The sequence below is a fragment of the Paraburkholderia sp. SIMBA_030 genome (genome assembly GCF_046535245.1).
GTDB lineage: Bacteria > Pseudomonadota > Gammaproteobacteria > Burkholderiales > Burkholderiaceae > Paraburkholderia.
The window spans coordinates 127,254-152,843 of sequence record NZ_JAWRXB010000003.1 but is presented as its reverse complement, the minus strand read 5'-3'; the positions used below and the strand labels follow the sequence as shown (position 1 = coordinate 152,843).

The window sequence follows — 25,590 nt, the reverse complement described above, 5'->3', positions numbered from 1 at the left end:
CGTCATTCTTCGAGCAAAGCGTCCGCCGGCGCCGTTTCGCGTTGATGGCGCGTCAGCAGGAAGTAGACGTAGCCCAGCGCGAGGAAGATAGCGAACACGATGGCCACCAGAAAATTGAAGTAGACCATCGTCGCCAGACAAATCACCGCGGCCACCAGCGCGAACGCCGGAAAGAACGGAAACAGCGGCGCACGGAACGGGCGCTCCATATTCGGGTCCGAGCGGCGCAGCTTGAACAGCGACAACATGCTGATGATATACATCACGATAGCGCCAAATACGGACATCGTCACGATGTTCGCCGTCAGCGTCTGGCCGCCGAACTGGATCAGTTCATCGCTGTAAATCGCGGCGATGCCGACCACACCGCCCGCGAGAATCGCGCGATGCGGCGTCTTGAAGCGCGGATGCACCTTCGAGAGCCACTCCGGCAGATAGCCCGCGCGGGCCAGCGCGAAAATTTGCCGCGAATAGCCGAGGATGATGCCGTGAAACGACGCGACGAGCCCAAACAGGCCGAGCCAGACCAGCATGTGCATCCAGCCGCTATGCTCGCCGACGATGTACTTCATCGCTTGCGGCAGCGGGTCGTTGATGTTCGACAGCTTGGTCCAGTCGCCCGCCGCGCCGGCAAACACCATCACGCCGATGGCGAGCACCACCAGCGTCAGAATGCCGGCGACGTAGGCGATCGGAATCGAGCGCTTCGGGTTCTTCGCTTCCTCGGCGGCCATCGCGACGCCTTCGATCGCGAGAAAGAACCAGATCGCGAACGGGATCGCCGCGAACATGCCGTGGAACGAGCCCATGCTGAAGGTGTCCGCGCCCGCCCAGCCGCCCTTCGTGAAGTTGGACCACTGGAATCCCGGCGAGACGACGCCCATGAACACCAGCAGCTCGAAGATCGCGAGCAGCGTCACGCACAACTCGAAGGCCGCGGCGATCTGCACGCCGACGATATTCAGCGCCATGAAGACCAGATACGCGCCCATCGCCGCGTGCTTCGGTTCGAGGCCGGGAAACTGCACGTGCAGATACGCGCCGATTGCGAGCGCGATGGCCGGTGGCGCGAACACGAATTCGACGAGCGTCGCCGCGCCAGCCAGATAGCCGCCGGTCGGGCCGAACGCGTGGCGCGCGTAGGCGAACGGGCCGCCCGCATGCGGGATCGACGTGGTGAGTTCGGTGAAACTGAAGATGAAGGTGGTGTACATCGCCGCGATAAACACCGCCGTGATAACGAAGCCGAGCGTGCCGGCGCTCGCCCAGCCGTAGCTCCAGCCGAAGTACTCGCCCGAAATGACGAGACCGACCGCGATTCCCCACAGTTGCCACGTGCCGAGCGTCTGCTTCAACTCGTGATGCGTGACCTTGCCGACGTGCTGACTTTTGGATTCTGATTTCATCGGGGGCTCCCTGATGTTGCCGCTTGCTTTATGCCGCAAGGTTTTGCGGGGCATGGGCGGACAGGCTTCAGCCGATGGTAGTGAGCCAATAATCGAGGTGTTATCGAAATTCGGCAATTTTCGGCGGCGGGTGTGTCAGCGAGCGCTTAAATGTGCTGATGCTCGGGGCGTGAAATTCGCGGGATTGGTAAATGGGGACGCGGTACTTTGGTTCGCATTCGTTCGCACTAGTTTCTGTTGGCAAGGCGCTCGGCGGTTTGTTCGATTGGCGGCCTGCAATGTGCTCGTTTGTGCAGCGCGGTTCGCTACTGCCTCTCTGGTTTTTATAGTTTTGTATATGTATACGTAGTAATAGTTAACAAGCAGCGCGCCTGGCTGTGGATAACTTGAATCTTCTTTTACGGATCAAAGGTCTGCGGAATCGATAACCCTGCGGAGCGCGCGCGGACAGGGGCACGGAGCCTGGGAAAACTTTTGCGCGGCCTGGTAGGGCCGCGCTTTTATCAAAGTTTCGTCCACAGTGTGCCGGGTGGTTTTTACAAAAGTTATCCAGAGGGAGTTGTGGATAAGTGGGGTTGCTTATGTCGCGCTCAATCCGCTAATTCGTACGACGTGCTGCGGCCTCCTGCTGCCGATTTTTTCAACACCCCTAATGCGAGCAGTTCGCTGATGTCGCGCAACGCGGTATCCGGTGAACACTTCGCAATCGCAGCCCACTTGGTACTGGTCAGCTTGCCTTCAAAACCGTCGAGCAGGCGACTGACCAGTTTGATTTGCCGCTCGTTGAGCGGCGTGCTCGCCCAGCGCCGCCAGAAGCGAGCCTTGGACAACACGACGTTCAGTGTGAGTTGGGCTTGATCGACTGCGCGATGCAAAGCACCGAGGAACCATACCAGCCACTCGGTGGCATCGAGTGTGCCTTTTTGTGTGCGCTCGAGAATGTCGTAATAGTCATTCCGCTCACGCTGGATCTGTGCCGACAAACTGTAGAATCGCTCGGGGCTGCCGTCGGCACGCGCCAGAAACAAATCGCCGATGGCTCTTGCCATGCGGCCGTTGCCATCGTCGAACGGATGCAGCGTGACGAACCAGAGGTGGGCAAGCCCTGCCTTGAGTACCTGCGGATCGGCCGAATCGCTATTCAGCCAGGTGAGAAAACGGTCTGCTTCCAAATCGAGGCGCCCTGCGGGCGGTGCCTCGAAGTGGACTTTCTGACGGCCGATCGGACCGGAAACAACCTGCATCGGGCCTTTGGAATCGTCGCGCCAGTTGGCAACGCTGATCCGGGACATGCCGCTGAACCCCGTTGGAAAAAGCGCGGCGTGCCATGCGAACAGACGCTCCTGAGACACCTCGGCCGAACATCGCTGGGTGGCGTCAAGCACCATCTCAACGACGCCTTCGATATGGCGGTCGACTGGCGCGAGTGCGCAAATGTCGACGCCGAGCCTGCGTGCTATCGACGAACGCACCGATGCGACATTGAGCTGTTCGCCCTCTATCTCGCTGGTTTTGACGACGTCCTCAGTGAGCGCGGCAAGACTGGCCTCGCCCCGTAGCGCCAGGCCGACATCGGCGAGACGCCCCAGCAATAGACCTTGGGCTCGGGAGACTTCCGCAAGCGGCTCCGCAAGGCGTGACAAGTCATAGCGCCATGTCGGCCATTCGGGGGATTCCCAGATGTATAACCAATCTCCGCGATTCATGCGGAGATTATGCTCTATTTTCTCCGCAGATTCAAATTATTCTCCGCAAGATAAACGGAGAATAAGGGTGCCATTCGCCGCTCGGGGCCGTAGGCCCCTCGCGTGCGACTGATTTTTCAAGCGGACTGGATGGGTTGAAATGCTGGAACATCGAAAGCCGATGATCTGCGCGACAACCGTTTGCGCAAGAAATCAACGACTGGAGCAGGAGAAGATCCGCTTCAGGCAGGTCAAGGCGGCGCTGCAAAACACGTAATAACTGCGGCAATGTCAAATCAGAATTCGTTGTCGTACTTGTCGGATACCGTCTGTGCGATGGTGGGGCCGTATCCTCGCCAACTGCAGATTTTGTCGCTGCACATCGTTGACGGTGGGTTACCGTGCCTTCTGCATCAAACAGTCGCTTCGGCAACGCCTTATTGCAAAATTAATTCGCACTGCCAAGGCGTTGACAACACTTAGGCGCGTCGCTTATCTTCGGCACGCGGGACGGTCGGTCAAGCTTGCCAAGGTACGGGAAATTACGTTCCAGGCACTACGGGGCTACCCCGTGGATCAGAATGACCTCCGCAGTTCGTCGCATGAGCGTCACTTGCGCGTTGCGCAAACCGGCTCACGCAGCACAAGACGCGTTGACTGGCCGCCCCGCCCCTCTCTTTGCTCTATGCCCTTATCTTCCCTGCAACACGTCACCTATGCGATCGCCGATGCCATGCTGGCCGGGCCGCCTGAGCCCGCCGCAATGGTCGAGCGGATGACGCTTGTGTTGGGTGAACGCGCGGACTGGATGAATGGATTGGTGCGCAGGGTCGCAAAGCGATTCGGCGCACCGTGGGATAGCGTCGGCAGTAAAGAATTGTCGAAGGTTGTTGCTGAGACCACGGGTTTTGTCTCGGCTTGGAGGGGTGAGAACCGGCCGAGGGTTGTTCGTGTGTTGGCGCGGCCTCCTTTTCAGCGGCCGCCTCCGCCTTGGTTGCATGACGTAGCGCTACCGCAGTTGCCGACGCTGGGCGATCTGGCCGCGTGGTTGGGAATCGAGCCGGACGAACTGGACTGGTTTGCTGATCGCTGGCGTGTGCCGGCGCAGAGTGCGGCGACACCGCTTCATCACTATTCGTACAAGGCGATCGAAAAACGCGACGGCCGGTGTCGGATTATCGAAGTGCCCAAATCGCGCTTGCGGGCTTTGCAGAGGAAAGTGCTTCGTGACTTACTCGATCGAGTTCCTGCTCACGATGCAGTGCATGGTTTTCGACGTGGGCGGAATACGGTTACGTTCGCGGCGCCTCATGCGGGTAAAGCGGTTGTGATTCGCTTCGATTTGACGGATTTCTTTGCATCTGTGCATGCGGGGCGCGTTTACTCCGCGATACGTGCTTTTGGTTATCCGTTGGAAGTTGCACGGGCGCTAACTGCACTGTGTACCAATCGCGTGCCGAGTGGCCGCCTGCTCGCGCTGGATGTGCGGGACAGGATCGATTGGCAGGAACGGCAGCGGTACAGGAACCGTCATTTGCCGCAGGGGGCGCCGACTTCGCCGGCGTTGGCGAATTTGTGTGCTTTTCGGCTGGACCTGAGGCTTGCCGGACTCGCGCGTTCTCTCGGTGCAACTTATACGCGGTATGCCGATGACCTGGCTTTTTCGGGTGGTGAGGATCTCGCACGGGTCGCCGAGCGGCTGTCGATTCGCGTGGCGGCGATCGCGATCGAGGAAGGGTTTTCGGTCAATTTACGGAAGACGCGGATGATGCGACGGGGTGCGAGGCAACATCTGGCCGGCGTGGTGGTGAATCGCTATCCGAATCTCGCTCGGCCAGCGTTCGATGCGTTGAAAGCCGTGCTCACGAATTGCGTGAGACACGGGCCGGCTTCGCAAAATCGCGACGGCCACGCCAACTTTCAGGCGCACCTGGCGGGCCGCGTCGCGCAGGCGGTGATGCTGAATGCGTCGCGGGGCGCGAAACTGAAGGGAATCTTTGAGCGGATCGAGTGGGACGAAGTCCAACCGCGGCATTTCACGCACCAACGCCACGAACCGTAGCCGCTAGCCGGGCCCACGAGTCCTCAAGTCCTCAAGTCCACGCGCCCTCGTCGCTCAACAACGTCGGCTATCATCGACGTTTAGGACACTGCGATCGCTTCAGCCTTTCCAACGCCTGCCCCATGAATTTCGACTATTCCACGCTGGACCTGTTGCGCCAGAACCATCCCGCATGGCGCCTGCTACGCTCGGATCACGCACCGCTTGTCGCGAGCTTCCTGCAGCGAACTTTCACGGCGCCCAACGTGCGCGTCATCGCGCAAGCGGACCTAGCCGAAGCCCTCGAAGACGAACTGTTTGCATTGCGCGAACAACTCGGTCCTTCCGCCTTTCCCAAAGCGGCTTCGGACTATCTGAACGACTGGGCGGCTAACGATAAAGGCTGGCTGCGCAAGTTCTATGGCCCGGGCTCGGATGAACCGCATTTCGATCTGACGCCCGCTACTGAGAAAGCGATCGCATGGCTTGGCACATTGACCGAACGCAGTTTCGTCGGCACGGAATCGCGCCTGCTCACGCTGTTCGAATTGCTCAAGCAAATGAGCGAAGGCAGCGAGCGGGACCCCGAGGCGCGCCTTGCCGAACTTCATAAGCGACGTGCGGAGATCGACGCGGAGATCGCGCGTGCGGAAGCCGGCGACATTTCTGTCATGGACGACACCGCGCTGAAAGACCGCTTCCAGCAATTCACCGCCATTGCGCGTGAACTACTGACCGACTTCCGCGAGGTGGAGCACAATTTCCGCGGCCTCGACCGTCGAGTGCGCGAACGCATTGCGCTATGGGACGGTGCAAAGGGCGAACTGCTGGAAGAAATCATGGGCGAACGCGATACGATCGCCGACTCGGATCAGGGCCGCAGCTTCCGCGCGTTCTGGGACTTTCTGATGTCGAGTCGTCGCCAGGAAGAACTGACCGCCTTGCTCGACCGCGTGCTCGCCCTTCCGCCTGTGGCCGAACTCAAGCCCGATGCGCGCACCCGGCGAGTCCACTATGACTGGCTCGAAGCCGGCGAGCACACGCAGCGCACCGTCGCTTTTTTGTCGCAGCAGCTGCGGCGCTTTCTCGACGACCAGGCGTGGCTCGAGAACCGCCGGATCATGGACATCTTGCGCGGTGTCGAAGCTAAAGCGCTGGCGTTGCGGGACACGCCGCCGTCCGGTGAAATAATGACGATCGCCGATACGGCCGCCGACATTGAATTGCCGATGGAGCGCCCCCTCTATTCACCCGCGCTGAAACCGCGCATCGCGTCGATTTCGATCGAGGCGGGCGACGCCGACATCGACGCGGCGGCGTTGTATGCACAAGTCGTCGTCGATAAAGCCAGACTGACTTGGCACATCCGTCATGTCCTGCAGGATCGCTTACAAGTGACGCTGCGCGAACTGTGCGAGATGCAGCCGCTGCAGCAGGGTTTGGCCGAACTGGTCGCCTACCTGCAACTTGCCGGCGACACCTTCAGCAGCGTGGTGGACGAACAGTCCAGTGAGACGATCATGTGGCACAGCGTGAAAGAAGACGGCGAACACCAGACCCGGCAGGCGAACCTGCCGCGCGTCATTTTCGTGAGATGAACATGCTGGAACCCGAACAGGACGCCACGGCGTCGATGCACGATTTGTCGAGCCTGCTGATTCCCTTGCTCAAAGGGGTCATTTACCGGGACGCGGATACGGTACTGTGGAGCGCGTTGCTCGACCTGCAGGCCCGCGTCCGCGACTACGTCACTGTCCTGAACCTCGAGTTGGTACTCGACGAAGCCGAAGGCTACGCGTTTCTGCGCTCGCGCCCCGAGAACGGCGACGATTCTCCCGCTTTGCCGAGGCTCGTGGCAAGACGCCCGTTATCGTTTCCCGTGAGCCTTTTGCTGGCGTTGCTGCGTAAGAAGCTCGCCGAGTCCGATGCCAGCGGCGGTGAGACACGCCTCATTCTCGTGCGGGAGCAGATCGTCGACATGGTCCGGGTGTTCCTGCCCACCGGCAGCAACGAGGCCAAACTGACCGATCAGATCGATACCCACATCAACAAGATCGTCGAACTCGGCTTTTTGCGCAAACTCAAGCCGGTCGCCGGCAAGCGCGACGGGCAAGCCGCCGCGTTCGAAGTGCAGCGCATCCTCAAAGCGTTTGTCGATGCACAGTGGCTGGCCGATTTCGATGCACGGCTCGCTGGTTATCAGGCGCAACTCGGGGCAGCAGCAGGGAGCGCCAATGACTGACATGCAACTGCCCGGACTCGATTTTGTCGCCGACGACGCCCTGTCCGGTTTTCGCCTGCATCAGCTGGAAGTCTTCAATTGGGGGACATTCGACGGCCGGGTGTGGACACTGAAACCGGACGGCAAAAATGCGCTGCTGACAGGCGATATCGGCTCCGGAAAGTCGACCCTCGTCGATGCCGTGACCACGCTGCTGGTGCCCGCGCATCGCATCGCGTACAACAAGGCAGCGGGTGCCGACAGCAAGGAACGCACACTGCGCTCGTACGTGCTCGGCCATTACAAATCGGAACGCAATGAGTCCAGCGGGACAGCCAAGCCTGTGCCGCTGCGGGATCACAACAGCTATTCGGTGATTCTCGGCCGGTTCCACAATGCCGGCTACGACCAGACCATCACCCTTGCGCAGGTGTTCTGGATGAAGGATCCGCACGGGCAGCCCGCGCGGCTGTTCGTCGGCGCGGAACGGGCGTTGTCGATTGCTGCCGACTTCGCCGGGTTTGGCCCGGACATCTCGGGCCTGCGCAAAAAGCTGCGCGCGGCCGGTGCGGAGGTGTTCGACAGTTTCCCGCCCTACGGTGCGTGGTTCCGGCGCCGCTTCGGCATCGAGAACGATCAGGCACTGGAGTTGTTTCATCAAACGGTGTCGATGAAGTCAGTGGGCAATCTGACGGATTTTGTCCGTAGCCACATGCTCGAACCGTTCGATGTTGCGCCACGTATGACCGCGCTGATCGGCCACTTCGACGACCTGAACCGCGCGCATGAGGCGGTGTTAAAGGCCAAGAGGCAGATGGAGCGGCTCAATCCGCTCGTCGACGATTGCGAGCGGCACGCGCTGCTCGTGTCGCAAGTCGACGATCTGCGTGCCTGCCGGGAAGCGCTGCGCTCCTATGCCGCCGACCTCAAACTCGGTTTGCTCGATAAACGCATTGAGAATCTCGCCGCGGAATGGGAGCGGCAGGACGCTCATGTGAAGCGGCTCGACGCGACACGCTCCGCTCAACGAATCCAGGAGAGCGAACTGCGGCGCCATATTGCCGATAACGGAGGCGATCGGCTGGAGCGGCTCGAAGCCGAGATTCGCGCGAAGGATCAGGAGTGCGCGGGACGTAAGCAAAAGGCGCAGCGCTACGATGAGCTCACGCAGATCATCGGCGAGCCGCTTGCGCAAGATGAACTCGGCTTTCTCGCGCTCCGGCGGCGCCTGCCGGAACTGATCGAAAGCGCGCGATCGGACGATGACCGCCTGCAGAACGACCTGACCGAACACGGCGTCAGTTTCCGCACGGGCAAACAGGAGCATGACGCGCTGCTGGCCGAGATCGGCAGCCTGAAGAGCCGGCGCAGCAATATCCCGGCGGAACAGATCGCCATGCGTGCGGCGTTATGCGACGCACTTGCGCTGCCCGAAGCCGATCTATGCTTTGCCGGCGAATTGCTACAAGTGCGCGAAGACGAACGCGATTGGGAGGGCGCCGCCGAGCGTCTGTTGCGCAATTTTGGCCTGTCCCTGCTGGTCTCCGACGAGCACTACGCCGCCGTCACCGAATGGGTTGATAGAACCCATCTGAAGGGGCGGCTGGTCTATTTTCGAATCCGGCAATCCGCGCGACGCGAACGCGCCGAATTGCATCGTGACTCGCTGGCACGAAAGATTTCCGTCAAACCCGACTCGCCGTTTTACGAGTGGCTCGAGTACGAAGTGGCGCAACGCTTCAATGTGGTGTGCTGCGACACGCAGGAACAATTCCGCCGCGAGACGCGCGCCATTACACGGGCCGGTCAGATCAAGGCGCCGGGCGAGCGGCACGAAAAGGACGATCGGCATAGGCTGGACGACCGCCGGCGTTACGTATTGGGTTGGACCAACACCGCAAAAATCCAGGCGCTTGAAGCGCAATCCGCTGAGTTGGCCGCGCAACTGCAAGATCTCGGCGCGCAGATCGGCAGGATTCAGGAGCAGCAGAGCGCCTTGAAGACGCGCCTTAATGCATTGTCGTTGCTCTCTGAGCATGCGGACTACCGCGAGCTCGACTGGGGCACGCTCGCGACGGAAGTCGCCGGGTTGCGCGACGAGAAGGCACGTTTGGAATCCGCATCCAACTTGCTGCAACAGCTGACGGAACGTCTGAATCAGGTCACCGCCGCGCTTGCCGATGTCGAGGCACAACTCGATGGACATAAAGCGGAGCGCACACGTACTGAAGAGCGACAGCACATCGCCGACGATCTGCGCGCGCAAACCCGGACGATTTTGGATGATCAGGCTTACGCCGGTCATGTCGCTTACTTCGCTCGGCTCGCGGAGTTGTGGCCTGAGGTGCTCGGTAAGCACCAGTTGACCGTCGAGTCTTGCGACAATCGCGAGAGCGATATGCGCAAGTGGTTGCAAGACAATATCGATGCCGAGGAAAAGAAGGTCTCACGCCAGCGCGACAAGATCATCGATGCCATGCGAGCCTACTGCGTGGCGTTCCCACTGGAGACCCAGGAAGTGGATGTCGCGATCGAGGCGGCGGCGGAATATCGCACCATGCTCGACACGTTGAAAGCCGACGATTTGCCGCGTTTCGAGGCTCGCTTCAAAGACCTGCTCAACGAAAATACCATCCGCGAGGTAGCCAACTTCCAGTCGCAGTTGGCTCGCGAGCGCGAGACGATCCGCGAGCGGATCGAGCTGATCAATGAATCGCTTACGCAGATCGACTACAACGCCGGGCGCTATATCGTTCTCGAAGCGCAGTTGAGTCAGGATGCGGAGATTCGCGACTTTCAGAGCGACCTTCGCTCGTGTACCGAAGGCACGCTCACGGGCTCGGAAGACGTGCAGTATTCCGAGGCCAAGTTTCTCCAGGTCAAGCAGATCATCGAGCGATTTCGCGGCCGTGAAGGATTGACTGACCAGGATCGCCGCTGGTCGGCCAAGGTCACCGACGTGCGCAACTGGTTTGGATTCGCGGCCAGTGAACGTTGGCGTGAAGACGGCAGCGAGCACGAGCACTATTCCGACTCGGGCGGCAAATCGGGCGGGCAGAAGGAGAAGCTCGCCTATACGATTCTGGCGGCCAGCCTCGCGTATCAATTCGGTCTTGAATGGGGGGCGGTGCGTTCGCGCTCGTTCCGCTTTGTGGTGATCGACGAAGCCTTCGGACGCGGTTCGGATGAGTCCGCGCAATACGGTTTGCGGCTGTTCGCGCAATTGAACCTGCAATTGCTGATCGTCACCCCGTTGCAGAAGATTTATATCATTGAGCCGTTTGTTGCCAGCGTCGGTTTTGTCGATAACAAGGAAGGACGGGAATCGCGGCTGCGTAATCTGTCGATTGAAGCGTACCGCGAGGAGAAAGCCAGGAGCGAAACGTGAGTTGGACCACGCCGGCCGATCTGCGCGCACAGGTGAACAGACTTTGGGAGCGCGGCGAACTGCTCGCCAACGTTGCGGTGGAGGCGCCTTCGTTCCCGAAGCGTCTCGTCCTTAAAGGCCCCACGTCTACCGAGATCGCTGAGCGCTTCGACGATATCCGTCAGTGGAGTAATGCGCTTAGAGCGATGCCGCATTGCCGCGTGCAAATGCGTGAGTTTCGACATCGCGTGTTCGGCGCGAATGCCTTGCCGGATGAGGCGTGGATCGACTCTTTCGAGGAAGCGGTTGCGTTGATCGGAAAGCAGCGCGACGCGGCGCGGTTTAGAACGTTGTTGAACATCACGCGTGTGCGCGAACCGCGCCTCGTTCCGTGGCTTGCCAAACGGCCGTTGCGGGTGCTTGAACTCGCCGAGGTGTGGGAGCGTTTGCTGGACGTGTGTGTTTGGCTCGAGCAGCATCCACGCCCTGGTGTGTATCTGCGGCAGATCGATATCGCAGACGTGCATACCAAGTTTATTGAAGGTCATCGCGGCGTGCTTGCCGAGTTGCTGGACTACGTTCTGCCAATTGAAGCGGTCGACCCGGCGCGCTCCGGACTCAGCCAGTTTTCACTACGTTATGGATTTCGCGACAAGCCGCTGCGTGTCCGCTTTCGCATGCTGGACGCTAAGAAAGCGCTCTTTCAGCCCGCCACGACCGAGCAGGATGTCACGCTGGACGCCGCCAGTTTTGCGCAACTCGATCCTAGGGTTAGCCGTATTTTCATCACGGAAAACGAGATCAATTTTCTGGCTTTTCCGCCTGTTGACGACAGTATGGTTGTGTTCGGCGCGGGGTATGGTTTTGACATGCTGGAAGATGCTACGTGGTTGTCGAATCGTCGAGTGCTTTACTGGGGCGATATCGATACACATGGTTTTGCGATTCTCGATCAGTTGCGCGGCCTGCTTCGTCACGTGGAGTCGTTTTTGATGGACCGCGAAACGCTACTGGCTTTCACGTCGCAATGGGATCGGGAAGAGAAGCAGACAACGCGTGATTTGTCGCGGCTTGGTGCGGATGAACAGGCGCTATACGATGACTTGCGTGATAACCGGTTGCGCAAGAATTTGCGGTTGGAGCAGGAGAAGATTGGGTTTGGGTGGGTTGAGGGGGCGCTTGAGAAATTGCAGCGGGGGAGATGAGCGTAAGGGCCTCGCGTGGACCGTTCAGGTTTTCCTGGACGATGCGGTGCGAAGCGGGACATGCTGTCTCCTTTAGGCATTTTGCGTTACCCGGTAACGAGACTGGACATATCGTTACCGGGTAACAGCGGCGAGGAGAAACCGATGGCACAAACAACAGCGCAACGGCAGGCCGCCTTCCGGGCAAGGCGGGCGACAGCTGGAAACGATGGCAACGGGGAGCGGCGGCTTGATATGTGGGTAACCACTGAAGCCGATCTCGCGCTCGCGCGGCTGGCACGCCGTTACTCGGTAACGAAGCGTGAGATGCTGGAGCGGCTGGTAGTGCGGGCGGACGCGGCAATTGTGCGCAGACTCGATCCGGACTCGGCAGAATGGGACGCCTACTTCAACGATCCGCGGTAGCTCATCAGCGTTACCGGGTAACAGTCCGCTTTCCCGGGTGCAGTCGGCTACCGGCTCAGCCTGAAAGCCGTTCCGGGCGATCGGGGCGTGCTGTCCAGCGCTATTGCGTATTCCGGTGAACGTGACCGCCGATTCAGGACAGCCGGGAAATCGGTCACGTTCGTCCGGAATGGCCGGTCACAATGAACCGGAGTGCCCGGGCACGTTCGTCCGGAATCGGTCACGTTGGGCCGGAATACCCAAGATGCGTGGCCGCGATGGCAATAGGTCGCCGACTCTTATTTGGCCACTACAACGGCGATGGACCAACTGCGCTATTAGGCAAAATTGCTAGTTTCTTGCACGGCAGGTTGCTTCCCTAGCCCGTTTGGAAGCGTTGGACGCACTGAGGTATCCGGCGCCCCTGTGCAATGACAACCCGCCCACGTCCTTGGGCCAACGTAGCTTGCTCGCGCTTTGCGTCATCTGCGACGTGAAGCCTCGCGCCAGCGTAGCCGGCTAAATAACGTACGCATCAAACCGCCCGCTCTTATATCATCACCTCTTATTGAGATAAGGACGACGCGGACCACTCGAGCAGGAACGCCTCCAGTGCCCTATTTCACCCCGCAAGACCGATCCGACTAGTTATCCCCAGCCGTCTGGGGGAGCCATTACCCGAAGAGATTTTGAGATGCAAAATGACCTTGCTAGCTTGCGCGACCTCGTTCGCCAGTTCGCGGATGAGCGGGACTGGGACAAATTTCACACGCCAAAGAATCTCGCGACGGCATTAAGCGTCGAGGCCAGCGAGCTACTGGAGCCATTTCAGTGGCTGTCCTCCGGAGACAAGAGCGAGCTCGATGAGGGCAAACAAGCCGCCATTCGTCACGAAATGGCGGACGTATTGCTGTACTTGGTGCGCCTGGCAGACAAGCTTGATGTCGACCTCTATCAAGCCTGTTTGGAAAAAATGGATATCAATCAGGCGAAATATCCCGCCGAAAAAGTCCGTGGAGATTCGCGTAAGTACTCCGACTACCAGGACTAAGAACCAGACCAAAACTAAAACGAAGATCAAAGACCAATGCGACTGTACGCAAACCATTGCAAGACATTCATCGAAGACTGCGAGCGCAACCAGATCGCAGAGAAGCTACGAGCCAGCTTCCAGCTATACGCCAAAAATCCGTCACCGAGTGAATTCCAATCCTGGCAAAACTCCCTGCGCGCGCTCGCACTCATTTTTTCGCGCGCCGGGTTGACCAACCAGGGCGTCATGCTCGAATTTCAACTGCCGACGAACTCGAAGCGTATCGACTGCTTGCTATGCGGCTTCGCGAAAGATGGAACGCCGACTGCCGTAGCGATCGAGCTGAAGCAATGGCAGACATGCGAGGAGTCGGCGGGGGACAACGAAGTCTCAACGTTCATCAATGGTTGCGTCCGCGACGTACTACATCCCTCAGCTCAGGTAGCACGATACGCGTCCTATCTTCGGGACAATCATGAGGCTTGCTACGCGGACGAGACGCCGATTGAAGTCGCTGCTTGTGCCTATTTACACAACTACCATTCGCACCCAGCTGATCCACTCCGGGCGCCTAAATTCTCGGCGGTGCTGGAGGTGACACCGACGTTCAGCGCCGACGACGTAGACGAGTTCGTCAAGTTTCTGGCGGAGCGGGTTGGAGGCGGCGACGGTCTGGAAGTGCTGCGTCGCATGGAAGAAAATCGCTATCGTCCTAGCAAGAAGCTGATGGACTATGTGGCGTCCGTGATCAAGAACAACCCGGAGTACACGCTGCTTGACGAGCAGCAGGTGGCGTTCGACGCCGTGATGACCGCTGCGCGTTGCGGGGTGCATGACCGTCAGAAGCAGATCATCATCATCAAGGGTGGCCCAGGCACCGGCAAGTCGGTGCTGGCGGTCAACCTCGTCGCAAGTTTGCTATCAAGTCACTACTCGACGCACTACGTGACCGGCTCCAAAGCGTTCACTGAAACCCTGCGGACGATAATTGGTTCGCGAGGCCAGGAGCTGTTTACGTACACGAACGGCTACGTCGACGCTCAGGCTGATTCGGTGGACGTACTGGTCACTGACGAAGCGCATCGTATTCGAGACGTGAGCAGCAACCGCTTCACGCCGGCGAACAAAAAGTCCGGCCTGAAACAACTGGAGGAGCTGATCGCAGCCGCACGTGTTTCGGTATTTTTCATCGACGATCATCAGGTCGTACGCCCTGGCGAAATCGGCTCAGTCGCCTACATCCGGGAGTACGCGGAGAAGCACAAGTGTGCGGTGTACGAATCCGAACTCGAGACACAGTTCCGCTGCAACGGCTCCGATGCGTTTGTTCGCTGGATAAACACGATGTTGGGCATCGATGACCGTCCGCGCTTCGAATGGAACGATCACGAAGCTTTCGATTTCCGGATTTTTCAGTCTCCGGAAGCGTTGGAAAGCGCGATTAAGGATAAAGTGCAAGCGGGCGCGACTGGCCGGCTGGCCGCAGGCTTCTGTTGGCCTTGGTCCGATCCTAACAAGGACGGTACGCTTCAGGCCGACGTCGTGCTCGGAAACTTCAGCCGTCCGTGGAACGCAAGGACCGATGCGGGGCGGCTTGCTGCAGGCATTCCGAAATCGTCGCTTTGGGCGTATCACCCGAACGGGATTAACCAGGTCGGGTGCGTGTATACCGCCCAAGGTTTTGAGTTCGACTACGCGGGGATCATTTTCGGACAGGACCTGCGTTTCGATGCATCTCAAGACGCGTGGGTCGGAGATAAAACTAAGTCACACGACACGACTGTGAAGAAGTCGAAGGACGACTTTACGCGGCTGGTCAAGAACACATATCGCGTCCTGCTCTCTCGCGGAATGAAGGGCTGTTATGTCTGCTTTGCGGACGCTGAAACCGAGGCCTACTTCAGAAGTCACGTTGCTGAAGCATCGCAGTAAGTAGCGTCTCGCGGGTGCACTTGATTGGTTCGTCGCCCCAGCGCCGATAACACATCATGCACCCTTACCTGATAGTTCGCCCGACATGCTCAATCGTATGCGACGTCTGTCAGGGCGAATCTGTCTCAAATCTAGCAATGAAATGTGTACCCGGTTTTGTTGTTCATAGAGCGTTCGACGCTGTTGCACAACCCCCGACAATGCGCGAGAATACATCGCATGCCTAACAACATAGCTGACGATCACGACGCTTACGTTTATAAGGCATCACTGAACGATTAGCTCGTTGAAGGGTAGAAGAGGATGCGAAAGCGCCGAGCCGAGCATCAAGGAGAACGAGGAAGGAGATGAAGCGCGGGACGCATGGGCTGCCACCCACACGACCCGCTGACCACAACCAGCTCAGTAACGGAGTTGATCATGGCTGACGCCAATCATAAAGCAGTTGCGTCTGTAACCCAACGCATCTTGACCATTTCGGCACAAAGACGGCCACGACCGATGAAAGTCTTAGGCCCTGAGAACTACGAGTTTTTTGACGACTTACCACCGGCGCCTTGGATTAGGCTTTCGGGGCGATGGTTGGAGGAGGCGGGATTTGGAATCGGCGGCCGAATCCGTGTCGAGGTTCAAGGCAACAAACTCATCATCACTCCAGCCTGACCGGCTTCGAACTTGGCGGCCGCGACACGCCTGTGCCGCCGGGGGGGTTGCGGTACGGGTTCTCGCGCAGTCTCGTCATGACAAAGCGAGACGTCGCGGGGTGAGGGCGCGGGATCTCAATAGCTGCGATTAGGCTAGCATCCGTTCTCTATGATCTCCGATGACGTGCTTGGGGCCGACAGCAGGTCGAAACCCGGCGGCCGCGTGAAACCGGCCATGAAGGGTCATCGGCCCGCAACCCTGGGCGGCCGCTCGGATGACTGCTTTTGTTCAACTGCCGCCGGCTTTGCAAGACGCCCGCGGGAAGGGGGCGGACGTCAGTTCAAGGCAGCGTGTGCAGCCTGATGCGTCGGAAAATAGAGAAAGAAAAGCTGTATCGCGGCCCGCTCGCCGAAGCGGTGATTGGCAAGTACACCGACGGCAAGAATACGATGGTGCCCAACACATCCGTGAAGGATCCTCATGGTGCCCGCGATAGAGCGGCAACATATGACTATCGGCCGCGTGTGCCTGAAGTCGGTGTCGGCGGACTACCTGTTTCGCAAGGGCGGGACGGAATACAGCTGAGGCATCTCGCAACGCAAATCCAACGACCCCTTCCGAGGGGTCGTTTTTCGCGCTAGTCAGGAGGTCTTCAGACCTCAGCGCGCTGAAGGCGTTAATGTGTAGCGGGGCAGAGCGCCCCTATTCTCTTCATTTGGAGCCGTAAGCCAGCGTGCTTGGATTCGTTTGCCCAAAAGTGAGATACCACCCAGCCTGCACTGTGCCAGATGCTACGAAAACATCAAATAACTTGGTGCTAACGTCGTAGCGGCGCACGCTCCCGGTTTGCGCCGGATCTGCCCCAGAGATTGGGACGAACAGTTTTCCGCCAGGGCCGAATAGCAGCGCCTGCGCATAAACGCGGTGTAGGTCATCGCCTTGCGTATAAAGATCGATCGTATCAACGTATGCCCCCGGACTACCCCCAGTCGGCCCCTGAAACACCAGGATTTTATCGGTATCGCCGGCTTGTGCTCGAAAGCTGGTGATATATAGGTTTCCGTCAGGGCCGAACACTAAGCCTTCAGGCCGGTTGAGGTCATTCAGGCTGTCGACAAAAGTATCAACGAAGTGACCTGTTCTCGGATTGAACCGAAGCACTTGCCCTCTCAATCCGGAAATGAGGCACGGGTAATTGGAAATATAGAGCAGGCCATCGGAGCCCAGTACAATCGCACGAGGATGGAACTCTGCGGGAGTAGTTTGAGTAGTTGATGTTGCGCAGGTGCCGAACGTGAAATCCGGAACGAAACTGCCAGCGAACGTTCCGTCAGCCGTATATTTCAAAAGCCGGCCAGGAGTCGGCTGTTTATTGGCTTGCGGCTCGGTAGTAAAGTCCGCCACGAACATAAAGTCTTGTTTTGTCTTGGCGTCTCTCCAAAGAATCACGCCACGTGACGCAACGGGAGCGTTGGCGTCGCTGTGCGGAACGAGCCTCCTGAGCAGCTGGCCGGTGTTGTCGTATTCAAGTATGTCACTGTTGCTAGACGTCTGGACATTCTGGTCAGAGAGTATCAGGTCACCGTCCTGGTTAAAAACGAGGCCACGTGGCCCGCGCAAACCACTAGTCGATTTGACGAACGTACCAAGCGATTGCCCTTGCAATCCGAAGCGCTTTACCGTGTTACCGCCTACGTCAGCGACATACAGAGAGTCTGGGGTTTGCGCAAAGGTAGGTGCGCTCGGAGCGAGGTGCGCTGCTAAGACGACGACCACTGTGCTCATGAACTGCGCGGCACGGTTTTTCATCTTCATGACATGTTCCTCGCGGTTATTCAAGCCGATTGACAACTTAATGCCAACGAGAAAGGCGCCTAACGTCAGAAAGCTATGCTAGGACCATACGGATTACAAGGGAAAAATCGCGTCATAATCCGCCAACGACTCTCGGTAGACTTTTCAGATTTCGGAACGGCTCACGAATGGGCGCAGGTTGTACGGGACTGGTCATGCCTGTCCCGAAAGTGTCGTGCGGTAGATGACGTCGCACCTTCAGCGTGAGGACTTGGTTTAAGTCTGCCGCGACCGATACAATCGCGAATCCTGTCGCTGAAAGGAGGAGCGATTGACACCGTCGGTCCAGCCGTTGCGCACGCGACGGCGCGAACTACAGGTGCGAGTTGGAGGCAGCTGACCTTCAGCGACGGTAATCAGATGCTCGACGCAGCACTTCGCGGCTTCGCGCTCGCGTACGTGCAAACAGACGGCTGAGAGCGAGTTTTCTGCCAGACACCCCCGCTGGGTGTCCGAAGACTGGTGTGTGTGTCCCAATGCTAGTTGGACATTACGTCTGCTACCTGAGGCGCCGCAAATCATCGCGAGCGGTCGAACTGCAGTCGAAACGCTTTAGTTGGCTATCCGGGCAAGGCACAATTTCTGCATTGCCTGTCGCAAAGCACAAGTCCCGAGGCCAGAACGCTGCTGGGCAGGCAACGAGCAGCAATCCGAAGAAGATGCCTCGGTAAGGAAAACGTCTCCGGCGATTTCGATGAATGGCCGTTACTGCTCCAAGACGCGACTGAGGATCGGTGCAGCGATGGGCGTCCGGTTTGGGTCGACTTCGGCCGGCGCAATCTCTGCGCTTTCAGACTACCCACCAAAGTCAAACGCCCGGGAATCCCGGGCGTTTAACTTTCAGCAGCTGCTGGATTTTTCACTATCTTCGGCAGCACTTTCTCACTTACTCGGCACAGTTTTCACTTTCTGTGTCATCCGACACCTCAAACGTCAATATTCCCCGCCCTCAACGCATTCGACTCGATGAAAGCCCGACGCGGCTCCACATCATCCCCCATGAGCGTCGTAAAGATACCATCAGCCGCAATAGCATCCTCAATCTGCACACGAAGAAGACGACGCACCGTCGGATCCATCGTAGTCTCCCAAAGCTGCCCAGGATTCATCTCGCCGAGACCCTTATAGCGCTGCTTGGAAATATTCCGTTCAGCATCAGCTAGCAACCACTTCATAGCGCTCTTGAAGTCGGTAACAGCCATACTCCGCTCGCCACGCTTGATTACCGCACCCGTGCCAATCAACCCCTTAAACGTATTAGCGGTATTGATTAGCTGTTGGTAATCAGCGGTCAACTGAAAGTCTTCATCCAGCACAGAGATCTTCTGATTACCGTGATGCGTCCGAGCGACCTTCAGCGAGCGCAGTTCACGCACCGGGTCATACATCGTCGTGACCTTAACCTCAGGCTTCAACGGATCATCCCGCAACTTCGCTTCCAAAGCGGCCGCCGAACCCTCAGCCGCTTCCTCACTAGACAGATCAACAACAACCCCATCCATCACAGCCTCAAGCGCCCCAGCGTCATACAACCGGCTCAGCCGGTTAACCACAGCTTGAGCAAGCAAATAAGCCCGAGCCAACTCACCCAACGCATCACCCGTAATCGGCGTAGCGCCTTCAGAAGCCAGCAGCTCCGACCCCTGCAACGCCAGCTTCAGGATGTGAGCATTAACCTCAGCCTCATCCTTCAAATACCGCTCATCCTTCCCCGCCTTGATCTTATAGAGAGGCGGCTGCGCGATATAGATATACCCACGCTCAATCATGTCCGGCATCTGCCGATAGAAGAACGTCAGCAGCAGCGTCCGAATGTGCGCGCCGTCCACATCCGCATCGGTCATGATGATGATGCGGTGATAACGCAGCTTATCCAGGTTGTAATCTTCCTTGCCGATCCCGCATCCAAGCGCAGTAATCAGCGTAACAATCTGCTCCGAAGAAAGCAGCTTGTCATACCGCGCCTTCTCGACGTTAAGCACCTTACCGCGCAGCGGCAAAATCGCCTGAAACTTCCGATCACGCCCCTGCTTCGCCGACCCACCTGCCGAGTCACCCTCGACGATATAAATCTCCGACTTTGCCGGGTCCTTCTCCTGGCAATCCGCCAGCTTCCCAGGCAGACCAACACCATCCAGCACACCCTTCCGACGCGTCATCTCCCGCGCCTTCCGAGCCGCATCCCTCGCCCGCGCCGCATCAACAATCTTGCCGCAAATGATCTTCGCGTCGTTCGGCGTTTCCTGCAGGAATTCTTCGAGCGCCTTCGCGACCACGTCCTCCACCGGCGCGCGCACTTCCGACGACACCAGCTTGTCCTTGGTCTGCGCGCTGAACTTCGGCTCCGGCACCTTCACCGACAGCACGCACGACAGCCCTTCGCGCATGTCGTCGCCGGCCGTCTCGACCTTCGCTTTCTTCGCGACTTCGTGATCGGTGATGTACTTGTTCAACACGCGCGTCATCGCCGCACGCAAACCGGTCAGGTGGGTGCCGCCGTCGCGCTGCGGAATGTTGTTCGTGAAGCACAGCACGTTTTCGTTGTAGCTGTCGTTCCACTGCATCGCCACTTCCACGCCCACGCCGTCCTTCTCGCCGCTGATGTGGAAAATGTTCGGGTGCAGTACGGCCTTGTTCTTGTTGATGTACTCGACAAAACCCTTCACGCCGCCCACAAACGCGAAATCTTCTTCCTTGCCCGTGCGCTGGTCGGTCAGCTTGATCCGCACGCCGTTATTCAGGAACGACAGTTCGCGAATCCGCTTGGCCAGAATGTCGTAGTGATATTCGACATTGCCGAAGATCGTGTTGTCAGCCAGGAAGTGCACTTCGGTGCCGCGGTTTTCGGTGTCGCCGATCACCTGAATCGGCGAGACAGCCACGCCGTCGACCTCTTCGAGCACGCGGTTCTGCGGCACGCCACGGTGGAATTCCATGAAGTGCTTCTTGCCGTCGCGGCGAATGGTCAGGCGCAACCAGGCCGACAAAGCGTTCACGCACGACACGCCCACGCCGTGCAGGCCGCCGGACACCTTGTAGCTGTTCTGGTCGAACTTGCCGCCGGCGTGCAATTCGGTCATCACGATTTCAGCGGCGCTGCGCTTCGGATCGTGCTTGTCGTCCATCTTCAGGCCGGTCGGCACGCCGCGACCGTTGTCGGTGATGGAAATCGAGTTGTCCGCGTGGATGATCACCTGGATATCGTTGCAGTGCCCGGCCAACGCTTCGTCGATCGAGTTGTCCAGCACTTCGAATACGAGGTGATGCAGACCGGTCCCGTCCGATGTATCCCCGATGTACATCCCGGGACGCTTGCGCACCGCCTCCAGACCTTCAAGGATCTGAATCGACGAGGCGCCGTAGCTGTTATCGGGTTGCGAATTGTTCAGTTCAGTCATGGATTTTTTCCGGTTCTGCGTTACTGCAAGGTTGCTGCTCGGGACTTTTCAAAACACCATAAAAACGCCAAAGGGGCGCTGCGCCCCTTGGTGTGTTCTTGGTTTTCGGACGCATTAGATGCGCATCGGCATCACGACGTATTTGAATTCGTCGTTCTCGGGAATCGTGATCAACGCGCTGGAGCTGGCGTCGCCAAGGCTCACTTGCAACATGTCGACCTTCAGGTTCGCGAGCACGTCGAGCAGATACGTGACGTTGAACCCGATATCGACGCTGTCGCCGTCGTACGCGATTTCCAGTTCTTCCTGCGCCTCTTCCTGATCGGCGTTGGTCGACATGATCTTCAACTGGCCCGGCTCGATGATGCAGCGCACGCCCTTGAATTTGTCCGACGTCAGAATCGCGGCGCGTTGCAGCGAACGCTGCAGTTCTTCACGGCCGATCACGAACTGATTCTTGTGCGACTTCGGAATCACGCGCTGGAAGTCGGGGAATTTGCCTTCCACCAGCTTCGACACGAGTTCGACCTGGCCGAAGGTGAACTTCACCTGCGTGGGCGCGATGTCGATCTTCAGCGTGTCGTCGATGTCTTCCAGCAGACGCTGGAGCTCCAGAATCGTCTTGCGCGGAATGATCACTTCCTGGCGCGCGAACGAACCTTCGATCTTCATCGATGAGAACGCCAGGCGGTGGCCGTCCGTTGCGACCGCCATCAGCTGGTTGCCGTCCACCACCAGCAGCATGCCGTTCAGGTAGTAGCGGATGTCCTGCTGGGCCATCGAGAAATGGACCATGCCGAGCAACTGGCGGAACGTTTTCTGGGGAACCACCAGGTTCGCGCCGTAGTCTTTAGCCTGAGCGACGGTCGGGAACTCGTCGGCCGCCAGCGTTTGCAGCGCAAAGCGGCTCTTGCCGGATTGCACGGTCAAACGCTTGTCGTTCAGGGTCAGCGTAACTTGCCCGTCGGGCATCGCGCGCAGAATGTCGAGGAGCTTTCTTGCTGCCACCGTGGTCGCGACCGAATCGCCGCCCACGCCGAAATCGGCACGCGTGGTGATCTGCAACTCGAGGTCGGTCGACAGGAACGACACGTCCGGGCCGTTCTTGGTAATCAGCAAATTGGCGAGGATCGGCAACGTATGGCGGCGTTCGACGATGCCGCTCACGGTTTGCAGCGGCCTGAGGAGGTTATCGCGTTCGGTCTTGACCAGTTGCATAGAGTTCCTTCGTTGATATGACGGCCTGCGCGCCTTGCCAGGCAGCTTTCCAGCACGCAACCGTGGCCCCCCGCCGGCGCCACGCAGCGCCTGTCACGGCGTAAAATCCGCCCGCGGCCGCCGGGCGGTTAAACCTGTATTGTGCCTGAAAACGGAACCGCCCTACTAAAATGGGGGCGAGTTTGGAAATAAACAGGTCGATTTTTCGGTCCGGCCTGCTTAACCCTTCAGCGTTTGCTCCAGAACGTGCAGTTCGTGGTTCAGCTGGGCATCCGTGCCGCGCTCGGCGGCGATCTTGCGCACCGCGTGCAGCACGGTGGTGTGGTCGCGCCCGCCGAACAGCTCGCCGATTTCCGGCAAACTTTTCTGCGTCAGTTCCTTCGCCAGATACATCGCGATCTGCCGTGGCCGCGCGATGTTCGCCGGACGCTTCTTCGAATACATGTCCGCGACCTTGATGCTGTAGAAGTCGGCGACGGTCTTCTGGATGTTTTCCACCGAAATCTGCCGGTTCTGTACCGTCAGCAGGTCTTTCAGGGCTTCTTTCGTCAGTTCGATCGAGATTTCGCGGCCGTGGAACTTCGAGTACGCGAGGATCTTGCGCAGTGCGCCTTCCAGTTCACGCACGTTCGAGCGCAAGTGCTTGGCGACGAAGAACGCGACGTCCTCGTTCAGGCTCACGAACTCCGATTGCGCCTTGCGCATCAGAATCGCGACGCGCATTTCCAGCTCGGGCGGCTCGATCGCCACCGTGAGGCCGGAGTCGAAGCGCGAGATCAAGCGGTCGTCGATGCCCGAAATTTCTTTCGGATACGTGTCGCTGGTGATGATCACCTGCGCCTTGTTCGCGACCAGCGCCTCGAACGCGTAGAAGAATTCTTCCTGCGTGCGGGACTTGCCGGAGAAGAACTGAATATCGTCGATCAGCAGCAGGTCGAGCGAGTGGTAGTAGCGCTTGAAGTCGTCGAACGCCTTGCGCTGGTAGGCCTTCACCACGTCGGACACGTACTGTTCCGCGTGGATGTAGCGAATCCGCGCGCCGGCCTTGTCCATCAGAAGCTGGTTGCCGATCGCGTGGATCAGATGGGTCTTGCCGAGGCCCACGCCGCCGTACAGAAACAGCGGGTTGTACGAGATGCCCGGGTTGTCCGCGACCTGAATCGCCGCGGCGCGCGCCAACTGGTTGGCCTTACCGGTCACGAAGTTATCGAACGTAAGCACCGGGTTAAGCTTCGAACGCTCGTACATCGAGTCGTTCTCGCCGTTACTATTCGAGCCGGCGCTTTGGCCCGGACGCCACGTGCGGCGTGCGGCGGCGGCTTCGTTTGCGTCGAGGCTGGGGAGATCGAGGTCGGCGGCTTCTTCAGCCGCCGCGCGTGCGTTCGCGTTATGCGTAGCGACCGCGCCGTTGGCGCGCGCAGCGTGCGCCGCTTGCACCGCGCCGACAGCTGCGTCGACCGCGGCACCGCCACCGGAACCGGAATAGCCGCCGCCCATTGGCGCGGACGACGGACGCGCCTGAGCCGGCGCCGCTGCCGCGGGCGCGCGCATGCCAGCCTTGGGGTCCAACACAAATTGCACGTCGACCGGTGCATGCCAGAAATCGCGGGCCATGTCCGCGATGCGGCCGGAGAACTGGCTCTTGACCCAGTCGAGCTTGAAGCGGTTCGGCGCAGCGATGCTAAGCGTGTTCGCAGCGGCGTCGAAGGCGACCGGGGCCAACGGTTTGATCCACGTCACGTACTGCTGGGGCGTAAGCTCACGCTCCAGCAATGCGGAACAGTGTTGCCAGAAATCGTTCATCGAGTTGCTGTCGTTATGGTGTGCACGGCGGTCCACCGCTGCCCCTGTCGCGCGCACGCAACATGGCCCTGAGCAGCCAGGCGTAACGGCTCCAGGCGCTTGTGCCACAAGGGTTTGCGGGGCAAGCGAGCCGGAGCGGCGTGCAGGATTTTTGGGAAGTAAGGCGAGATTCTAACGCCAAATCGGACCCGAAAGGGAGTTATCCACAGGGACGGATCATCTGGCTAAGCATCGCCGGGCCACCGCCGGACCCGGCTAAACTATTGACGCCCAACAGAAAACGGGTTTAAATAGCGGGTTCCGCGAAAACCAATTCAGTAAACCTCCGGCCATTGCGCTTTCAGCGATGATCGCGCGGTTATTTTTCGATCAAGTGAGAGCAACATGAAACGTACTTACCAACCTTCCGTTACCCGTCGCAAGCGCACCCACGGCTTCCGCGTTCGCATGAAGACCGCTGGTGGCCGCAAGGTCATCAACGCACGTCGCGCGAAGGGCCGCAAGCGCCTCGCCATCTAAGGCAGGCGAGCGGATTGCGCGCTCCGTCCGTGCCAACAAGCGAAGCCCGCGATGGAGCGGGAGCGGCAGGGGCGCGGCGACAGGGCTCGGTTCCGTTGCGAGCGCAAGCCGCCTTCCCCAAAGCCGCAAGGCTGCTGAAAACGGATGAATTTTCATCCGTTTTTCGTTTGCGCCCGTGGCGCCGCACCGCGCACTTCGTGGTGTACGGCCGACCCACCGGCAATGACGCTCGCTTAGGCCTCGTGATCGGCAAGAAGTATGCGCCGCGCGCGGTCACGCGTAATCTGGTACGTCGAATCGCGCGTGAAGCCTTCCGGCTGCGTCGCGCGGAATTCGGCGGTTGGGATGTGCTGCTGCGTTTGCACACACGCTTCGACAAGAAGGCTTTGCCGAGCGCCTCGTCGCCGCCGTTGAAGGCGCTGTGCCGCAGCGAGATCAAGGCGCTGCTCGACAAGGCTGCGCGCGAAATTGTCCGTCGCGAGGCGCCGCCCGCGGAAGCGCCCAAGACGGAATGACGCTCAAGTGACCGTCCGCTTTGCAGTTGTGGCCGCTATGGCAGCCCTGCTGCGCGGGCGTCGCCCGGTACTCCACGTTGCGCGGCGTCGTTAGGCCGCACCAGCCATGCAAACGGTACTCATCGCTTTACTGCGTTTCTACAAGGTTGCCGTGAGCCCAATGCTCGGCAACCGGTGCCGTTTTTACCCTTCCTGCTCTGATTACGCGCGCGAAGCAATCCAGTATCATGGCGCCGCGCGCGGGACTTATCTCGCCGCCAGGCGTATTTGCCGCTGCCACCCGTTTTCCGCGGGCGGCATCGATCTCGTCCCGCCTCCCACTTCTGAAAAGCGCTGACGCGCCGTTCCATCGACACTGAGACAA

Annotated in this window: 18 protein-coding genes; 12 read left to right on the top strand and 6 right to left on the bottom strand. The window is 59.1% G+C overall.

Going from position 1 to position 25,590, the window contains the following annotated elements; translation table 11 throughout:
* Positions 1–2: 2 nt before the first annotated feature.
* The gene (eat, locus tag SB772_RS05990; RefSeq protein ID WP_410832368.1) at positions 3–1,406 is read right to left on the bottom strand and encodes an ethanolamine permease; all 1,404 of its coding nucleotides are present in this window, start codon (positions 1,404–1,406) and stop codon (positions 3–5) included.
* Between the two features lie 590 nt (positions 1,407–1,996).
* Positions 1,997–3,112 (bottom strand): Fic family protein, encoded by a 1,116-nt coding sequence (locus SB772_RS05985; protein WP_410832367.1) that lies wholly within the window; start codon positions 3,110–3,112, stop codon positions 1,997–1,999.
* Positions 3,113–3,776: 664 nt separating this feature from the next.
* On the opposite strand from SB772_RS05985, the gene SB772_RS05980 reads away from it, so the two are divergent.
* From SB772_RS05980 to SB772_RS05940, 9 genes are all read left to right on the top strand, one after another.
* Positions 3,777–5,153 carry a reverse transcriptase family protein gene (locus tag SB772_RS05980; RefSeq protein ID WP_410832633.1) on the top strand — a complete coding sequence of 459 codons (1,377 nt, stop codon included), beginning with the start codon at positions 3,777–3,779 and terminating at the stop codon, positions 5,151–5,153.
* 122 nt (positions 5,154–5,275) lie between these two features.
* Positions 5,276–6,730, top strand: coding sequence for a DUF3375 domain-containing protein (locus SB772_RS05975; protein WP_410832366.1), 1,455 nt, complete (start codon positions 5,276–5,278; stop codon positions 6,728–6,730).
* Between the two features lie 2 nt (positions 6,731–6,732).
* Positions 6,733–7,374 (top strand): DUF4194 domain-containing protein, encoded by a 642-nt coding sequence (locus SB772_RS05970; RefSeq protein WP_410832365.1) that lies wholly within the window; start codon positions 6,733–6,735, stop codon positions 7,372–7,374.
* The gene (locus tag SB772_RS05965) at positions 7,367–10,741 is read left to right on the top strand and encodes an ATP-binding protein (protein ID WP_410832364.1); all 3,375 of its coding nucleotides are present in this window, start codon (positions 7,367–7,369) and stop codon (positions 10,739–10,741) included. Before SB772_RS05970 ends, SB772_RS05965 begins: the two co-directional genes overlap by 8 nt.
* Positions 10,738–11,925 (top strand): DUF3322 domain-containing protein, encoded by a 1,188-nt coding sequence (locus tag SB772_RS05960; protein ID WP_410832363.1) that lies wholly within the window; start codon positions 10,738–10,740, stop codon positions 11,923–11,925. The genes SB772_RS05965 and SB772_RS05960 overlap by 4 nt, the downstream gene beginning before the upstream one ends.
* 234 nt (positions 11,926–12,159) lie before the next feature.
* Positions 12,160–12,330, top strand: a complete 171-nt coding sequence (locus SB772_RS05955; protein WP_410832362.1) for a hypothetical protein — start codon at positions 12,160–12,162, stop codon at positions 12,328–12,330.
* Positions 12,331–13,003: 673 nt separating this feature from the next.
* Positions 13,004–13,360, top strand: a complete 357-nt coding sequence (locus tag SB772_RS05950; protein ID WP_410832361.1) for a nucleotide pyrophosphohydrolase — start codon at positions 13,004–13,006, stop codon at positions 13,358–13,360.
* A 36-nt stretch (positions 13,361–13,396) separates the two neighbouring features.
* Positions 13,397–15,274, top strand: coding sequence for a DUF2075 domain-containing protein (locus SB772_RS05945; RefSeq protein ID WP_410832360.1), 1,878 nt, complete (start codon positions 13,397–13,399; stop codon positions 15,272–15,274).
* 420 nt (positions 15,275–15,694) lie between these two features.
* Positions 15,695–15,937, top strand: a complete 243-nt coding sequence (locus SB772_RS05940) for a SymE family type I addiction module toxin (RefSeq protein ID WP_410832359.1) — start codon at positions 15,695–15,697, stop codon at positions 15,935–15,937.
* A gap of 693 nt (positions 15,938–16,630) precedes the next feature.
* On the opposite strand, the gene SB772_RS05935 is transcribed toward SB772_RS05940, so the two are convergent.
* The 4 genes from SB772_RS05935 to dnaA all read right to left on the bottom strand — a co-directional run bounded on the left by SB772_RS05935 (position 16,631) and on the right by dnaA (position 24,192).
* Positions 16,631–17,734, bottom strand: coding sequence for a hypothetical protein (locus SB772_RS05935; protein ID WP_410832358.1), 1,104 nt, complete (start codon positions 17,732–17,734; stop codon positions 16,631–16,633).
* Positions 17,735–18,699: 965 nt separating this feature from the next.
* On the bottom strand, positions 18,700–21,171 hold the full coding sequence (gene gyrB, locus SB772_RS05930) for a DNA topoisomerase (ATP-hydrolyzing) subunit B (protein ID WP_410832357.1): 2,472 nt from the start codon (positions 21,169–21,171) through the stop codon (positions 18,700–18,702).
* Positions 21,172–21,285: 114 nt separating this feature from the next.
* Complete coding sequence (gene dnaN / locus SB772_RS05925; protein WP_410832356.1) at positions 21,286–22,389, bottom strand: DNA polymerase III subunit beta; 1,104 nt, start codon at positions 22,387–22,389, stop codon at positions 21,286–21,288.
* A gap of 219 nt (positions 22,390–22,608) precedes the next feature.
* The gene (gene dnaA, locus SB772_RS05920; RefSeq protein ID WP_410832355.1) at positions 22,609–24,192 is read right to left on the bottom strand and encodes a chromosomal replication initiator protein DnaA; all 1,584 of its coding nucleotides are present in this window, start codon (positions 24,190–24,192) and stop codon (positions 22,609–22,611) included.
* Positions 24,193–24,576: 384 nt separating this feature from the next.
* Between dnaA and rpmH the strand changes: the two genes are divergently transcribed.
* The 3 genes from rpmH (at position 24,577) to yidD (ending at position 25,563) form a co-directional block, all read left to right on the top strand.
* Positions 24,577–24,711: a 50S ribosomal protein L34 gene (rpmH, locus tag SB772_RS05915; protein ID WP_004198824.1), complete on the top strand. Its 135-nt coding sequence runs from the start codon at positions 24,577–24,579 to the stop codon at positions 24,709–24,711.
* Between the two features lie 29 nt (positions 24,712–24,740).
* A complete protein-coding gene (rnpA, locus tag SB772_RS05910) occupies positions 24,741–25,226 on the top strand; it encodes a ribonuclease P protein component (RefSeq protein WP_410832632.1) in 486 nt (161 codons plus the stop codon).
* A 106-nt stretch (positions 25,227–25,332) separates the two neighbouring features.
* A complete protein-coding gene (gene yidD, locus SB772_RS05905; protein ID WP_007180115.1) occupies positions 25,333–25,563 on the top strand; it encodes a membrane protein insertion efficiency factor YidD in 231 nt (76 codons plus the stop codon).
* The last annotated feature ends 27 nt before the right edge of the window (positions 25,564–25,590 follow it).

Coding starts and splice junctions, on each gene's coding strand:
- SB772_RS05950 (WP_410832361.1), top strand. CDS start 13,004: ATGCAAAATGACCTTGCTAGCTTGCGCGACCTCGTTCGCCAGTTCGCG.
- SB772_RS05985 (WP_410832367.1), bottom strand. CDS start 3,112: ATGAATCGCGGAGATTGGTTATACATCTGGGAATCCCCCGAATGGCCG.
- dnaA (WP_410832355.1), bottom strand. CDS start 24,192: ATGAACGATTTCTGGCAACACTGTTCCGCATTGCTGGAGCGTGAGCTT.
- SB772_RS05980 (WP_410832633.1), top strand. CDS start 3,777: ATGCCCTTATCTTCCCTGCAACACGTCACCTATGCGATCGCCGATGCC.
- yidD (WP_007180115.1), top strand. CDS start 25,333: ATGCAAACGGTACTCATCGCTTTACTGCGTTTCTACAAGGTTGCCGTG.
- SB772_RS05970 (WP_410832365.1), top strand. CDS start 6,733: ATGCTGGAACCCGAACAGGACGCCACGGCGTCGATGCACGATTTGTCG.
- SB772_RS05965 (WP_410832364.1), top strand. CDS start 7,367: ATGACTGACATGCAACTGCCCGGACTCGATTTTGTCGCCGACGACGCC.
- eat (WP_410832368.1), bottom strand. CDS start 1,406: ATGAAATCAGAATCCAAAAGTCAGCACGTCGGCAAGGTCACGCATCAC.
- SB772_RS05940 (WP_410832359.1), top strand. CDS start 15,695: ATGGCTGACGCCAATCATAAAGCAGTTGCGTCTGTAACCCAACGCATC.
- gyrB (WP_410832357.1), bottom strand. CDS start 21,171: ATGACTGAACTGAACAATTCGCAACCCGATAACAGCTACGGCGCCTCG.
- SB772_RS05955 (WP_410832362.1), top strand. CDS start 12,160: ATGTGGGTAACCACTGAAGCCGATCTCGCGCTCGCGCGGCTGGCACGC.
- SB772_RS05975 (WP_410832366.1), top strand. CDS start 5,276: ATGAATTTCGACTATTCCACGCTGGACCTGTTGCGCCAGAACCATCCC.
- dnaN (WP_410832356.1), bottom strand. CDS start 22,389: ATGCAACTGGTCAAGACCGAACGCGATAACCTCCTCAGGCCGCTGCAA.
- rpmH (WP_004198824.1), top strand. CDS start 24,577: ATGAAACGTACTTACCAACCTTCCGTTACCCGTCGCAAGCGCACCCAC.
- SB772_RS05945 (WP_410832360.1), top strand. CDS start 13,397: ATGCGACTGTACGCAAACCATTGCAAGACATTCATCGAAGACTGCGAG.
- SB772_RS05935 (WP_410832358.1), bottom strand. CDS start 17,734: ATGAAGATGAAAAACCGTGCCGCGCAGTTCATGAGCACAGTGGTCGTC.